This is a genomic window from Ruegeria sp. BA2 (genome assembly GCF_056539605.1).
Window position 1 is genome coordinate 891,316 of sequence record NZ_JBQFVE010000001.1, and the last position, 13,768, is coordinate 905,083.

Sequence of the window (13,768 nt, forward strand, 5' to 3'; positions counted from 1 at the left end):
GATGACTAACCCCCCGGGAATACTAATTTCCGCGCCGTCTTCGGGCACAGGTAAGACCACGGTCATGCTGGGATTGCTTCGGGCGCTGGCCGAGGACGGATTAAAGGTACAGCCGTTCAAGAGCGGGCCAGACTATATCGATCCAGCGTTCCACCGTGCTGCGGCGGGCCGAGCCTCGTTCAATCTGGATAGCTGGGCGATGGGAGAGCCGCTGCTCAGTGCAATCGCAGAGCAGGCGACGGGCGCGGATGTTGTGGTGGCCGAGGGCTCGATGGGCTTGTTCGACGGCGTCGCCAAGCCCGGAGAACTGGGCCATGGATCGAGCGCTGAAACAGCGCTGCGCATGGGATGGCCGGTGGTGCTGGTTCTGGATGTCGGAGGACAAGCACAATCAGCAGCCGCGACGGCGCTGGGGTTTCGGATGTATAATCCTGATCTACCCTTTGCAGGTGTGATCCTGAATCGCTGCGCCAGTCCGCGCCATGAACGCCTGACACGGTTGGGCATGGAACGTGCCGGATTGCCGGTACTTGGGGTTCTGCCTCGCCGGGGTGATCTGACCTTGCCCGAACGGCATCTGGGCCTGATCCAGGCAGTTGAGCATCCCGATCTGGAAACAGCAATCGCCGGATACGCCGCATTTCTGCGCGAGCATGTCGATCTCGAGACAATCAAAACGGCGGCTTCCTCAGGCCCCGATGGGCCATCGTCAACCGCGCTGCCGCGCCCTCCAGCCCAGCGTATTGCCTTGGCTCAGGATGCCGCATTTTCGTTCACCTATCCGCATCTTCTGGAAGGGTGGCGCAGTGCTGGCGCCGAGATTTCGCCCTTTTCTCCGCTGGCAAATGAAGCACCTGCAGAAGATGCCGATCTGGTCTGGCTGCCAGGGGGCTATCCTGAGCTACATGCCGGGACATTGGCTTCAGCGGATAACTTCCTGACTGGGCTGCGGAAACACGCAGATAGCCGACCTGTACATGGCGAATGCGGGGGCTACATGGCGTTGGGAGAGGTCCTGATTGACAAGGATGGCACCCCGCACCAGATGGCAGGATTGTTGGGTCTGCAGACTTCATACCAAAAGCGCAAATTCAATCTGGGCTATCGTAAGGCAGAACTTTTGACTCCGATGCCCGGCTTTGCGGCAGGTACAGCCTTGCGTGGGCACGAATTCCACTATTCTTCGATTGTCGAACAACCGGATGCGCCGCTGGCTCGCGTGTTCGATGCCGAGGGCGCAGAAGGTCCACAGACAGGGTCACGACGCGGCAATGTCACCGGCACGTTCTTTCATTTGATTGCTGAGGCCTCGGCATGAGCGGGTTTGTCTCATTCATCGGCTCCGGTCCGGGCGATCCGGAACTGTTGACTCTCAAGGCTGTGGACCGGATGCAGAAGGCAGACGCGGTGCTGTTTGATGATCTCAGCAGTGGGCCGATCCTGACCCATGCGCGTGACGATGCTGATCTGGTTGGTGTTGGCAAACGTGCTGGTCGTCCCTCGCCCAAGCAGGATCATGTCAGTCGACTACTGGTCGAATACGCGCAAACCGGTCAGCGGGTGGTGCGGCTCAAATCCGGTGATGGCGGGTTATTCGGACGGCTGGAAGAAGAATTGGTCGCATTGCAGGCCGCCGGTATCGAATATGAGATCATACCTGGCATCCCCTCGGCGATCGCCGCAGCTGCAGCGGCTGGTATCCCTTTGACCCGGCGGCTGACTGCACGTCGTGTGCAGTTCGTCACAGGGCATGACGTAAGTGGCAAACTGCCGGCTGATCTGAACCTGCCCGCTTTGGCTGATGCGATGGCAACGACCGTTGTTTTCATGGGCAAGCGCACCTTTCCGCTGCTGGTCGATGCTCTGCACACGCATGGCCTTTCGCTGGATACACCTGCGCTGATGGCCGAGTCCGTCTCGACCCCCGAACAGTCTTTGCATCGCTCGACGATCGGGGAGTTGTCCGAGAAGCTACAGGCCGAGATCGGAACCGCCCCGGCGTTGATCCTCTATGGCCCGCTGGCGGAGTTCGAAGATGTTTGACCTGACCCTGATCGGGATTGGGACCGGCAACCCGGATCACCTTACCTTTCAGGGCGCGCAGGCGATCAGGACTACTGATCTGATCCTGATCCCGCGCAAGGGTGAGAACAAAGCCGATCTGGCCGGGCTGCGCGAAGACATCATCGCGCGGGTCACCGAAACGCCCCCTCAGATCACGTATTTCGACATTCCCAAACGTCGGGCCGATGATGGCTATCTGCAAGGTGTCGACGACTGGCACGACGCAATCGCGCTACGTTGGCAAGAGGCGATCTCGGCCCACCCAAATGCGCGAAACATAGCGCTATTGATTTGGGGCGATCCGTCGCTTTATGACAGCTCGTTGCGGATTGCGTCGCGCCTTGACCCGCAGCCGAATGTCACAGTTGTGCCGGGCATTACGGCGTTGCAGGCGCTGACGGCCGCCCATGCGATTCCGATCAACGATCTGGGGGCTCCTTATGTTGTGACAACAGGCCGCCGCATCCGCGATGAGGGCTGGCCTAATGCGGCTTCAAAGGTTGCTGTTATGCTGGATGGCGAATGCTCGTTTCAAAGCCTCGAGATGACCGACTATGACATCTGGTGGGGGGCCTATGTGGGCATGAAAGAGGAAATCCTGATCAATGGCCCACTTGCGGATGTGGCACAGGAGATTCTGGAAACCCGTGCACAGGCCCGATCAGATCACGGCTGGATCATGGACATCTATTTGCTAAAGAAACGCGCCGCCTGACTTGTGTGCACAGGATTGTGAGGACGGTTTCAACGCTTTTCTGCCAATTATTTCCAAACCAACAGGGAAAGTAAGTTGATGAAAGCGTTCTGGGTCATGATGTGTCTGCTAGCCGTTCCTGCATGGGCTGACGGCATTGAACCCCTTTCTGGGTGGGCGGTTTACTCGAGCAACAAAAGTTACGAGAGCCTTGTTGAAGACACAAAAGCAGCCATCAAAGAAAACGGCCTGATTGTTGTAACGCAAGCCGGGCCAACCAAAGCGGCGGCTTCGCGCGGCATTACCATACCGGGCAATCGGGTAATCGGCGCGTTCAACAATGACTACGCTGTTCGGGTTCTTGAAACCTCGACCAACGCAATGATCGAAGCGCCTATCCGGTTTTACGTGACCGAGAACAAGGACGGCACCGCGACCTTGTCTTACAAAACACCCGGCTTTGTATTTGCGCCCTATGCAGATGAGGGCGGTGAAGCGCTGCACGAAATTGCCGTTGAACTTGACGCAAAGTTTCAGGCCGTGGCGGAAAGCGCCGTCAAATAGTCACACTGACGTGAAGCTGCTTGCGTCCGGGCGCGTCCTCCGCAATCTGCTGAAAGATAAACTTGTCGGAGCTTGATTGATGCAGGACCTGTCCCCCCGCGCTGCGGATATGTTGGCACAACGCCTTTATGAGGCCGGATGCCGCCACGCGTTCGGAATGCCCGGTGGCGAGGTCCTGACCTTGGTGGATGCGCTGGAAAATGCGGGCATCACCTTTCATCTGACCAAGCATGAAAACGCAGCCGGTTTCATGGCCGAAGCCGTTCATCACCGCGATGGCGCGCCCGCGATTCTGGTGGCCACGCTTGGCCCCGGTGCCATGAATGGTATCAATGTGGTCGCGAACGCCTTGCAGGATCGGGTGCCCATGATCGTGCTGACCGGATGCGTTGATGCGGATGAGGCGCTAACTTACACCCATCAGGTGATGGATCACGCGCAAGTCTATCGCTCAATCACCAAGGGTACGTTTATGCTGACGGCTGACGGAGCTGATATCATCGCCGATAAGGCGGTATCGCTCGCTAACCAGCCGCGCCCTGGCCCGGTGCACATTGATGTCCCCATCTCGGTGGCCGATAGGCGCGTATCAGGGATTAAACGTCGCCGACTGGCAAAAGTTGCCCCTGTCGCGCCCGGCGCGGAATGTCTGGAAAAGGCCCGTCGCTGGGTGGCTGAGGCCGAGCGTCCCTTGGCGATCATCGGTCTTGATGTTCTGTACGATGACTCACGCTGTGTCGTGCGTGCGTTTTTAGAGCATTTCAACATCCCCTTCGTCACCACCTACAAGGCCAAGGGGGTGGTGCCTGAGGATCATCCGCTGTGCCTGGGCGGGGCCGGTTTGTCTCCGCTGGCCGATAAACATCTTATCCCGCTGGTAGAACAGGCTGATCTGGTGCTGTGCCTGGGCTATGACCCTATCGAGATGCGCCCCGGCTGGCGCGAGATCTGGGACCCCGAAACCAAACGCGTGATCGACATATCAGCCGTCGTGAATGATCACTACATGCATCAGGCCGGTTTGAATTTGGTGGCAGATACCGGTGCAACGCTTGAGGCCATCGCCAAAGGCAACCCGGCCCGCAAGACATGGCCGCGCGGTGAACCGGAACTGGTCAAAGCCGCGCTGGCGAAAGCCTTCCCAACAGATGAAGCCTGGGGACCAGCCGCTATCATCGCAGAAACCCGTGCTGCGCTGCCTGCCGAAACACTCGCCACCGCTGACAGCGGTGCGCACCGCATCCTGCTCAGCCAGATGTGGGAGTGTTCAGAGGAACGCGGTTTGATCCAGTCTTCGGCGCTTTGCACAATGGGCTGCGCAGTTCCGATGGCCATCGGATTGAAACTGGTCGAACCGGACCGCCCTGTAATCAGCTTTTCCGGTGATGCCGGATTTCTGATGGTCGCCGGAGAGCTTTCGACCGCCGCCGAATTGGGTGGCAACCCGATTTTCCTCGTCTTCGTTGACGCCAGCCTTGCTCTGATCGAGCTGAAGCAGCGCCAGCGCCAGATGGGCAATCGCGGAGTAGACTTTGACCGCCATGACTTTGCCGCCATGGCGCGCGCATTTGGTGGGTACGGTCACACGGTTCGAAATCGCGAGGAATTGCGTGCCTCGCTGGATCAAGCGTTGAAAGCCGACAATTTCACTGTCATTGCTGCGGAAATCGATCGTGGAGGATATGATGGCCGCATCTGAAGGACCGCTGAAAGGCGTCAAGGTACTGGACTTGTCGCGCATTCTGGCGGGGCCTACTTGCACACAGCTGCTGGGCGATCTCGGGGCCACCGTCATCAAAATTGAAAACCCGGCGACCGGAGGCGATGATACGCGGCAGTGGGGTCCTCCTTACGTTGAGGATGCGGATGGCAATCGCTCGGATCTGAGCGCTTATTTCATGTCGTCCAATCGCAACAAGAAATCGGTTGCATTGGATATCGCAACACCTGAGGGTCAGGCAGAAATCAAGCGCCTGGCGTCCCATGCCGATATCCTGATTGAGAATTTCAAGCCCGGTGGGCTGGCGAAATACGGGCTCGATTATGCGAGCTTATCCAAGGAGTTTCCCAGTCTCGTCTATTGCTCGATCTCAGGCTACGGACAGACAGGCCCGAATGCGTCGAAACCCGGTTACGACCTGATGGCGCAAGGCTATGGCGGGATCATGTCGTTGACTGGTGATCCCGAGGGCGCGCCAATGAAAGTGGGCGTAGGAATCGCTGACGTGATGTGTGGCATGTATGCCTGCGTTGGTATTCTGGCTGCTCTGCGTCACCGCGATCTGACCGGCGAAGGTCAGCAGATCGATCTTGCGCTGGTGGACGCCCAGATCGCCTGGTTGATAAATGAAGGCGTGAACTATCTGACCTCGGGCGACGTACCTCAGCGGCGCGGCAATGGGCATCCCAACATTGTGCCTTACGAGGTCTACCAGACAGCTGATGGGCATGTCATTCTGGCGGTCGGAAATGACAGCCAATTCCGACGGCTCTGCGGCTTTATCGAGAAACCGGAGCTGGCCGACGACCCCCGATTTGCCACCAACCCGGCCCGCCTTGAACACCGCGATGCTTTGAACGCGGTCCTGCGCCCGGCCGTTCAAGCGCTGCAGACCAGTAGCGTCATTGCAGGGCTGGAAGGGCTGAAAGTACCTGTTGGCCCGGTGCGTACACTCGATCAGGTTTTCGCCTCTGATCAGGTCGCCGCCCGGCAAATGCGGATTTCGATGCAGGCCGCACCCGGCGAGGTGCAACTGATCGGGAATCCCCTGAATCTGTCGCTCACGCCTGTAACATATCGCAGTGCGCCTCCGGTCTGTGGGGCTGACACACAGGCGGTTCTGAGCGCGGAAAACCCCTTCGAAGATTGAAACACTCTGCCCGTTTAGGCGGCAAGTTGCTGAAACATGCCCTTGAATCGGCGGTTTTTTTCGCTTTTCCCACACACGTGTTTTCACCAATTCGAGAGCAGGGTCGATACTGTTACGACCCCGCTGCACACTCTGTTACATCGAACAGTAGAGAATACCGCAACCAGATTGGACCCGAGCATGAAACAAGACGTCTTTGGACAGATGAACACCCTCAGCCAGCCCGCAAGCGTCGAGGCGTGGGATGGTGTTCTGCTTGGGTTCATGGCGCACGCAGCCGTCACGCCGCAACATCTGGGCAAGGTGCTGGAGCTTGAGCCGGATTTTGCACTGGGTCACGCGATCAAAGGTTTGTTCATGGTCCTGCTGGGCCGGCGCGAAATGATCCCGGTCGCAGCCGAGGCTTTGACAGCAGCAAATGCGGCGATGGAACGCCAACCGATTTCAGCCCGCGAAAAGCTGTATGTTGAAGCACTGGCGTTGTACATGGCCGACCTGCCCTCTCAGGCCATACAAAAATTCGAAGAAATTCTTCGGCAACATCCCACGGATACGCTGGCGATGAAACTCAGCCACGCCACCCGTTTCGTTTTGGGCGATTCACACGGCATGCGCCGGTCGATCGAGCGCGTGATGCCTGCCTACGAACCAGATCACCCCGGGCGCGGATATCTGCTTGGCTGCCACTCCTTTGCGCTTGAAGAGACAGGTGCCTACGAAAAGGCCGAGATTGCAGGACGTCAGGCCTTGTGGATGGTTTCGGACGATGCGTGGGGTCTACACGCCGTCGCGCATGTGCACGAGATGACCGGCAATGCTCAGCTGGGTCTGGACTGGCTCGCCGGGCGCGAGGACGCCTGGGCGCATTGCAACAACTTCCGCTATCACGTGTGGTGGCACAAGGCGCTGATGCATCTGGATCTAGGTCAAGTCGATCAGGTGATGGCGCTGTATGACCACCACATCCGTCAGGACAAAACTGACGATTACCGCGATATTTCAAACGCGACATCGCTGCTGTCACGGCTTGAGCTTGAAGGCGTGGACGTCGGCAATCGTTGGGAAGAGCTGGCTGATCTCAGCGCGGCGCGCACTGAAGACGGCTGTCTGATCTTTGCAGACTTGCACTATCTGCTGGCGCTGACCGGCGACAACCGAACGGATGCGACCGCGCAGATGCTACAGCGTATCCAGAAGGACGCTCAGCGCAATCAGGGTGATACTCCGATCCGCATGTCCGATCCGGGCATCGCAGCGGCCAAGGGTCTTGAGGCCTTTGGCGACGGCCTTTATGGCCAAGCCTTTGATTTCTTGTCAAATGCGAGGGGCGGCATGCAATTGGCGGGTGGCAGCCACGCCCAACGTGATGTATTCGAGCGCATCACCATCGATTCCGGCCTGCGTGCCGGCCGTCTGGATGCTGTCGAGCGCATTCTTGACGACCGCCGCGCCAAGCGCGCCGGAGGTGAGGATAACTACGCCCTCGCCCGCCGCGCATTGATCGAGGCCGCACGCGACGGCGGCGACGCACAAAGCGTCCCTGCCGAGTAACAACAAAAAAGACCAAGAAGGACAGAAACCGTATGGCGACTGCATCGCCCGCTTCTGATTTTGCTCCGGTGGCGTCTCAGGTCGCTGCCCCTGCCCATACGCGCGATCCGCGTCTGGACTTCTACCGCGGCATCGCGATGTTCATCATCCTGATCGCGCATATCCCGAATGATCCGTGGGCCAAATGGATTCCCGCCCGGTTCGGTTTTTCCGATGCCACCGAGATCTTTGTGTTCTGTTCGGGCATGGCATCCGCCATCGCATTTGGCGGAGCGTTCATGCGCAAGGGCTGGTGGCTGGGAACCGCACGCGTTTCCTTCCGCATCTGGCAGGTTTACTGGGCGCATATCTGCCTGTTCTTCTTTGTCGCCATGTCAATGGCCGCGCTGGATCAGTCCGGGTTGTTCGAGAAAACCTATATCTCGTCGCTCAACCTGCAGCATTTCTTCAATGACCCTGCGCCTCAGATCGTGGGGCTGTTCACCCTGACCTATGTGCCGAATTACTTTGACATCCTTCCGATGTATCTGGTGGTACTGGCGATGATGCCGTTATTCATGGGGCTGCACCGCATTGGGTTCTGGGCAGTAGCGCTGGCCTCGGTCACCATCTGGCTTATCGCCCAATTCGATTATTTGGACCTTCCGGCCGAGCCATGGTCTGATCGCCAATGGTTCTTCAACCCATTTGGCTGGCAGTTGCTGTTCTTCACCGGATTTGCGTTCATGCGTGGCTGGATTCCGGCGCCTCCGGTTTCGAAAGCCCTGATCTGGGCGGCTGCGCTGTTTCTGATCTTTTCGATGCCTTTCGGCTCGTGGAAAGTGTTCACGTGGATCAACACCGCGGCACCTGATCTTGGGGAAGAAATCCGCAAGGTTTGGCCGGTAACCAAAGAGTTCCGCAACAAGTCTGACTTTGGCCTGTTCCGGTATCTCCATTTCCTGTCGCTGGCCTATCTGGGCTGGGTCGTCGCGGGTGAGCATGGTCACCGACTAATAGCCACCGGGCAGGGTGCTGCGGCCAAAGTCTGGCAGTTTCTGCTGACAGTCATCACCAAGGTCGGGCAGCAATCGTTGGCGGTGTTCGTATTTTCCATGGCAGCGGCACGACTTATCGGTGTTGGTCTCGACCTGAGTGGGCGGGATGTTGCCAGTGTCTTCGCTGCCAACATGATTGGTTTTGCCATGATCATCGGCGTGGCTTATCTGGCCGCTTGGTTCAAGTCTCAACCTTGGAAATCTAAGAAATGAATTTTACACGTCGTGCATTTCTCGCCTCATCTACGGCACTGGCATTCGCCTCAGCAGCGTATGCAACAGGTGGCGAGACCCCGTTCAGCCGCGAAGATGTCATTGCGATGGCCCGCGATCTGGCCAGTCGTGATTATGCCGAGCGTGAGATGGTGCCACAGGAATGGCAGGACCTGACATATCAGCAGTACCGTTCGATCCGGTTCCGGTTGGATCGCGCCTTGTGGTACGAGACAGAGACGCCCTTCAACGTGGATTTCTTCACGCCGGGCCTCTATTTCCCGCGTACGGTCAAAGTGTCGACTGTCGAGGATGGCATGACCAAGCCGGTCACCTTCGATCTGGCCATGTTCGACAAGTCCGAAGATGTTCCCAAGCTTCCGATCGACGATACTCTGGGCTTCTCAGGTTTACGCCTGCGCACTGAAATGCACCGCCCCGGTGAAACGGATGAGTTCTGCGTCTGGCAAGGGGCCAGCTATTTCCGTGCGATCGGCTTGCACGAGGTCTATGGTCTCTCGGCTCGTGGCCTGGCACTGAAAACCGGCGATCCGGATGGTGAAGAATTCCCCGAGTTCATTCGCTTTTGGCTGGAACGACCAAAGCCTGGTCAGCGCAACATGGTTGTTCACGCCCTAATGGACAGCCCCAGCGTCACCGGTGCTTATCGCTTTGACGTCACCGCAGGTGCGGATTGTATTATGGATGTCGAAGCAACGCTGTTCCCGCGCACCGAATTGACTCATGTCGGCATCGCACCCGGTACCTCGATGTTCCTGTTCGACCAGACCAACCACAGCCGGTTCGACGATTTCCGCCCCGCCGTGCACGATAGCGATGGCCTGCTGGTTCGCAATGGTGCCGGAGAGGTCCTGTGGCGGCCACTGGCAAACCCGACACGCTTGCAAATCTCATCTTTCGTCGACATGAACCCGCGCGGCTTTGGCCTGATGCAGCGCAAGCGTGAATTTTCAGACTATGCCGACCTCGAGGCCAATTACCACAAACGCCCCGGCCTTTGGGTCGAACCAAATGGCGATTGGGGCAAGGGTTCGGTCACTTTGGTTGAAATCCCAGCCGATCAAGAAATCTACGACAACATCGTCGCCTATTGGCGGCCGATGGAGCCTTATGCGGCAGGCAGCCAGATCGATCTGTCCTACCGTCTGATCTGGGGTGAAGAACCCCAGCGCACGCCCATGGCGCGTGTGATCAACACCGCGATGGGTGATAACACATTTGGCGAGGGTCGGTTGGCCGTGATCGATTTTGAGGCCAGCGAATTGTTCGACGATCCCGAAGCGATCACCATTTTCGTAGACTCTCCCCATGCCGATACTTCCGATGGCGTTCTGCAACGTAACCCCGATACCGGTGGTATGCGGCTTGCATTCTCGTTCGAACCGGGTGAACGCAACCACGTGGAACTACGCGCGCAGCTTCTGAAAGACAAACAGCCGGCTTCCGAGGTCTGGCTCTACCGTTGGACCACATGAGCCGCGATCTGCATATCATGCCGTCCGAAGCCCCACTGGCGATGCCTGCGCAGAACTTTGCGCAAGGGTTCCGCGACGCGCAGGTGCCTGCCGGGGGCAGAAAATCCTCTGCCGGGTTCTGGCGTGCGCTGGCGTTTTCGCCAGCGATGGCGGCGACGCTGGGCTTGCTTTGGGTGATGTCGGACTGGTTCAGCGCTGAAGGGATCAACTTGATCGAAGGCATCCTGCTGACGCTGATCTCGTTCAATTTCTTCTGGATTTCCTTCACGGTCTGCACCGTGCTGCTGGGCATGGTTTCGCTGTCGCGGCAGGAGCCACCCAAACGCGAGGGCCGTGCACAACCGCTGCGCGTGGCACTGCTGACCCCGGTCTATAACGAAGTGCCATGGAACGTGCTGGGCAACGCCCGCACGATGTTGGAAGACCTGCAAAAACGCGGCGATCGGCATCACTATGCCATGTTCATTCTGTCCGACACGCGCGACCCCGAGATTGCAGCGCAAGAACAGGCCAGTGTTGAAGCGCTACGCACTACGCTAGCACCAGGACTTGAACTCTATTACCGCCGCCGCCCTGAGAATACGGATCGCAAGGTTGGCAATATTGCCGATTGGGTCAGCCGCTGGGGTGCGGACTGGGATGCGATGCTGGTGCTGGATGCCGACAGCTTGATGACTGGCCGCGCGATCACCCGCCTGACTGACGCACTGGCGCGTGATCCGGGCGCAGGCCTGATCCAAAGCTACCCGCAACTGATTGGCGCGCAATCTGTTTTTGCCCGGATGCAGCAGTTTGCCAACGGCGTCTATGGCATTGCCTTTGCCGAAGGTCTGGCGCGCTGGTGCGGGCAAGAGGGCAACTATTGGGGTCATAACGCCATCATTCGCACCCGGGCCTTCGCCTCAAGCGCTGGATTGCCCAAGCTCCGATCGTTCAACGGCCAGGACAAGCTGATCATGAGCCACGATTTCGTCGAAGCAGGCCTGCTGCGCCGCGCCGGTTGGGCCGTCCGCTTTCTGCCGCGCATTCGCGGATCCTTCGAAGAAACACCACCCACCCTCATCGACCATGCCATGCGGGATCGCCGCTGGTGTCAGGGAAACTTGCAGCATCTGAAGCTGCTTAGCTCGACCGGATTCCGGGCGGTCTCACGGTTCCACATGTTCCACGGTGCGGTCGGCTATTTGATGTCGCCGCTGTGGTTTGCCTTGTTGGTGATGTGGGCGCTGATTGGTCAGGGCGAAGAGGCTTCGGTTCTGCACTACTTCAGCCCAGACAACCCGCTGTTCCCGCAATGGCCCGAGATGTCCGAGACACGGCATGTACTGATCATTCTAGTTATGTACGCGATGCTGCTTGCGCCCAAGGTTCTGGGCGTTGCCGCCCTGCCGCTCAGCGGTGTGCGCTATTCCGACTTCGGCGGAAAGGTAAAGTTTTTTACTTCGTTCCTGTCCGAGGTCGTTCTGTCGATCCTCTATGCTCCGATCCTGATGGTGCAACAGATGATAGCGGTGTTCCGCACCGCTCTGGGTATTCAGAAAGGCTGGTCTCCGCAGGCGCGTGACGGTGGCAGCTATGGGCTGCGTACCTTGGTTCTGTGCCACACGCTGGAAACCGTCAGCGGTGTTGCGCTGAGCGTGGGCATCCTCGCCGGACTGGTATCGGTTTGGCTGGCTCCGATTGCGATCAGCCTCGCACTGGCGATCCCGCTCTCGGCGCTCAGCGGAGTGTCCGCCGGTGCCGCGCGTCGCATGGTCGGAATGCGTGAAGATGTCAACGAACCTGCCATCACCCGTTCGGCCCGGCGTTATCGTGATGAATTGAAGCGTTTGATCGAAGGCAAAGGCGTCGTCACACCCGCAGAATAATCAGCTGCCGGGCAGACCTTCGTACCAGTCCACCATCATGTCGGCCCATCCTTGTGGCACTGTATGCCCACCTGGAAAAAGCGCAAATTCCAGCGCACTGCCTTCGGCGCATCCCATCCAGTTCCGACGCATGAACTGACCGGTGGTCGAAAACCCGCTTGGCTTGGTATCGACGCACCCGTTGGCAACACGCCAGATTTCGAGACCCGCGAAGATATCACCTTGATGAAAGCGGCCACCGCCAAGCAGGCGCCCCTCAAGTGGAACCACGTTGTCCGTCCAGCCATGGGTGTGGAACATGCGGATCGGTCCCTCACACGCCTCGGGGTGCGGGCGCCAGAATCCGCCGGAAACAGGCACATAGGCCGAGAATGTCTCGGGCGCGTCACAGGCGAGATAATAGACCATAAAGGCACCGGCTGAGAAGCCACCCAGAACCACACGCTCGTCATCGATTCCGAACCGTGCTGCCGCGTCTTGCACTGCTTCGGTCAGGAACGTGGTCTCATCGCGTTCGCCGAAGCCCGGATAGAAGTTCCAGCTTTTAGTGCCGCCCCTATCTGGGCGTTCTAAGCCTTCGGGCGCCATGACGGCATAACCGCGATCGAGCAGGGGTTCGACCATACCACGGTTCTTCATCGTGCCGGAACCACTGCCGCCATACCCGTGCAGGAATACCACCAATGGTGGGTTTTCGGCGTTAGGAAGTTCGATGTGATATTCGCCCGAAGCCGTCTCGCACGTACCCTCCTCCGGGCCGCACGCCGCGATAGCCGATTGTCCCGCAATCGTACAGCAAAATGCCAACCAATACTGCGTCTTCATCATGTTCCCTCAGTGAAAGATTCAACCGGCAAACCGGCGCGCACCCAACCCGGCCCGGCGGCAGAGCCAAGCATTCCTTCGGGCACATCCATGATATTCGTAAAACCCGCTTCGGTCAGTTGGTTGCTCAGTCGTGCCGACCGAACCCCTCGGGCACAGATCAACGCAATGGGGGCAGCACTGTCACCCCCGGTGAGTTGCATCAGGGCCTGCACGAAATCCTCGCGTCGCATATCCAATGGCAGCGCGCCCTGTCCAACTCCTGTCGCCCGCCATTCGCGTGGTGTTCGGATATCGACCAACAGGATGTCCTTTGACACGGCCTTCTGATGGGCCTGTGCGACATCCAGTTGTCCGCCTGAATAGTCCTGCGGGATCAAGCGGTACTCGCGTATGGCGAACCCGGCGGCGATCGCTGTTCCACCGCCAATCAAAACCCATCTGCGACTTCGATTTTTAACGTCCGCCATGCGGCGTTCTCCTGCACTCTCAGGTTGGTTCTAACATATGCCAATTCGCAGAGCTTTCGGGAAATTCGTCCCTCAGATCAAGTTCGCGTCATTATTACGCAGATAATCGCATCTAA

The 13,768-nt window shown here is 58.5% G+C and carries 12 protein-coding genes; 10 read left to right on the forward strand and 2 right to left on the reverse strand.

Features of this window, described 5'->3' with window-relative positions; all coding sequences use genetic code 11:
• Position 1 precedes the first annotated feature (1 nt).
• From ACR0NN_RS04445 to mdoH, 10 genes are all read left to right on the forward strand, one after another.
• The gene (locus ACR0NN_RS04445) at positions 2-1,318 is read left to right on the forward strand and encodes a cobyrinic acid a,c-diamide synthase CobB (protein ID WP_170720051.1); all 1,317 of its coding nucleotides are present in this window, start codon (positions 2-4) and stop codon (positions 1,316-1,318) included.
• Entirely contained in the window at positions 1,315-2,043 is a 729-nt protein-coding gene (cobA, locus tag ACR0NN_RS04450) for a uroporphyrinogen-III C-methyltransferase (protein WP_170720054.1), read from the forward strand. Before ACR0NN_RS04445 ends, cobA begins: the two co-directional genes overlap by 4 nt.
• Positions 2,036-2,779, forward strand: a complete 744-nt coding sequence (cobF, locus tag ACR0NN_RS04455) for a precorrin-6A synthase (deacetylating) (protein ID WP_170720056.1) — start codon at positions 2,036-2,038, stop codon at positions 2,777-2,779. The genes cobA and cobF overlap by 8 nt, the downstream gene beginning before the upstream one ends.
• Positions 2,780-2,857: 78 nt before the next feature.
• The gene (locus tag ACR0NN_RS04460; RefSeq protein ID WP_170720059.1) at positions 2,858-3,322 is read left to right on the forward strand and encodes a DUF302 domain-containing protein; all 465 of its coding nucleotides are present in this window, start codon (positions 2,858-2,860) and stop codon (positions 3,320-3,322) included.
• Positions 3,323-3,401: 79 nt separating this feature from the next.
• The gene (locus ACR0NN_RS04465; RefSeq protein ID WP_170720062.1) at positions 3,402-5,021 is read left to right on the forward strand and encodes a thiamine pyrophosphate-binding protein; all 1,620 of its coding nucleotides are present in this window, start codon (positions 3,402-3,404) and stop codon (positions 5,019-5,021) included.
• A complete protein-coding gene (locus ACR0NN_RS04470; protein ID WP_170720064.1) occupies positions 5,008-6,192 on the forward strand; it encodes a CoA transferase in 1,185 nt (394 codons plus the stop codon). Before ACR0NN_RS04465 ends, ACR0NN_RS04470 begins: the two co-directional genes overlap by 14 nt.
• Positions 6,193-6,372: 180 nt before the next feature.
• Positions 6,373-7,743, forward strand: a complete 1,371-nt coding sequence (locus ACR0NN_RS04475; protein WP_170720066.1) for a tetratricopeptide repeat protein — start codon at positions 6,373-6,375, stop codon at positions 7,741-7,743.
• A gap of 32 nt (positions 7,744-7,775) precedes the next feature.
• Positions 7,776-8,993, forward strand: a complete 1,218-nt coding sequence (locus ACR0NN_RS04480; protein ID WP_170683148.1) for an OpgC domain-containing protein — start codon at positions 7,776-7,778, stop codon at positions 8,991-8,993.
• On the forward strand, positions 8,990-10,489 hold the full coding sequence (locus ACR0NN_RS04485; RefSeq protein ID WP_170720068.1) for a glucan biosynthesis protein G: 1,500 nt from the start codon (positions 8,990-8,992) through the stop codon (positions 10,487-10,489). Before ACR0NN_RS04480 ends, ACR0NN_RS04485 begins: the two co-directional genes overlap by 4 nt.
• Positions 10,486-12,357, forward strand: a complete 1,872-nt coding sequence (gene mdoH / locus ACR0NN_RS04490; RefSeq protein WP_170720070.1) for a glucans biosynthesis glucosyltransferase MdoH — start codon at positions 10,486-10,488, stop codon at positions 12,355-12,357. Before ACR0NN_RS04485 ends, mdoH begins: the two co-directional genes overlap by 4 nt.
• Here mdoH and ACR0NN_RS04495 read toward each other — a convergent pair whose 3' ends face one another.
• Both ACR0NN_RS04495 and ACR0NN_RS04500 read right to left on the reverse strand, forming a co-directional pair.
• A complete protein-coding gene (locus ACR0NN_RS04495) occupies positions 12,358-13,182 on the reverse strand; it encodes an alpha/beta fold hydrolase (RefSeq protein ID WP_170720072.1) in 825 nt (274 codons plus the stop codon).
• Complete coding sequence (locus ACR0NN_RS04500; protein WP_170720075.1) at positions 13,182-13,652, reverse strand: rhodanese-like domain-containing protein; 471 nt, start codon at positions 13,650-13,652, stop codon at positions 13,182-13,184. The genes ACR0NN_RS04495 and ACR0NN_RS04500 overlap by 1 nt, the downstream gene beginning before the upstream one ends.
• Between the last annotated feature and the right edge of the window lie 116 nt (positions 13,653-13,768).

What these genes read in the sequence shown, in the direction of transcription:
- cobA (WP_170720054.1), top strand. Translation starts at nt 1,315, where the DNA reads ATGAGCGGGTTTGTCTCATTCATCGGCTCCGGTCCGGGCGATCCGGAA.
- cobF (WP_170720056.1), top strand. Translation starts at nt 2,036, where the DNA reads ATGTTTGACCTGACCCTGATCGGGATTGGGACCGGCAACCCGGATCAC.
- ACR0NN_RS04495 (WP_170720072.1), bottom strand. Translation starts at nt 13,182, where the DNA reads ATGAAGACGCAGTATTGGTTGGCATTTTGCTGTACGATTGCGGGACAA.
- ACR0NN_RS04485 (WP_170720068.1), top strand. Translation starts at nt 8,990, where the DNA reads ATGAATTTTACACGTCGTGCATTTCTCGCCTCATCTACGGCACTGGCA.
- mdoH (WP_170720070.1), top strand. Translation starts at nt 10,486, where the DNA reads ATGAGCCGCGATCTGCATATCATGCCGTCCGAAGCCCCACTGGCGATG.
- ACR0NN_RS04460 (WP_170720059.1), top strand. Translation starts at nt 2,858, where the DNA reads ATGAAAGCGTTCTGGGTCATGATGTGTCTGCTAGCCGTTCCTGCATGG.
- ACR0NN_RS04475 (WP_170720066.1), top strand. Translation starts at nt 6,373, where the DNA reads ATGAAACAAGACGTCTTTGGACAGATGAACACCCTCAGCCAGCCCGCA.
- ACR0NN_RS04465 (WP_170720062.1), top strand. Translation starts at nt 3,402, where the DNA reads ATGCAGGACCTGTCCCCCCGCGCTGCGGATATGTTGGCACAACGCCTT.
- ACR0NN_RS04445 (WP_170720051.1), top strand. Translation starts at nt 2, where the DNA reads ATGACTAACCCCCCGGGAATACTAATTTCCGCGCCGTCTTCGGGCACA.
- ACR0NN_RS04480 (WP_170683148.1), top strand. Translation starts at nt 7,776, where the DNA reads ATGGCGACTGCATCGCCCGCTTCTGATTTTGCTCCGGTGGCGTCTCAG.
- ACR0NN_RS04500 (WP_170720075.1), bottom strand. Translation starts at nt 13,652, where the DNA reads ATGGCGGACGTTAAAAATCGAAGTCGCAGATGGGTTTTGATTGGCGGT.
- ACR0NN_RS04470 (WP_170720064.1), top strand. Translation starts at nt 5,008, where the DNA reads ATGGCCGCATCTGAAGGACCGCTGAAAGGCGTCAAGGTACTGGACTTG.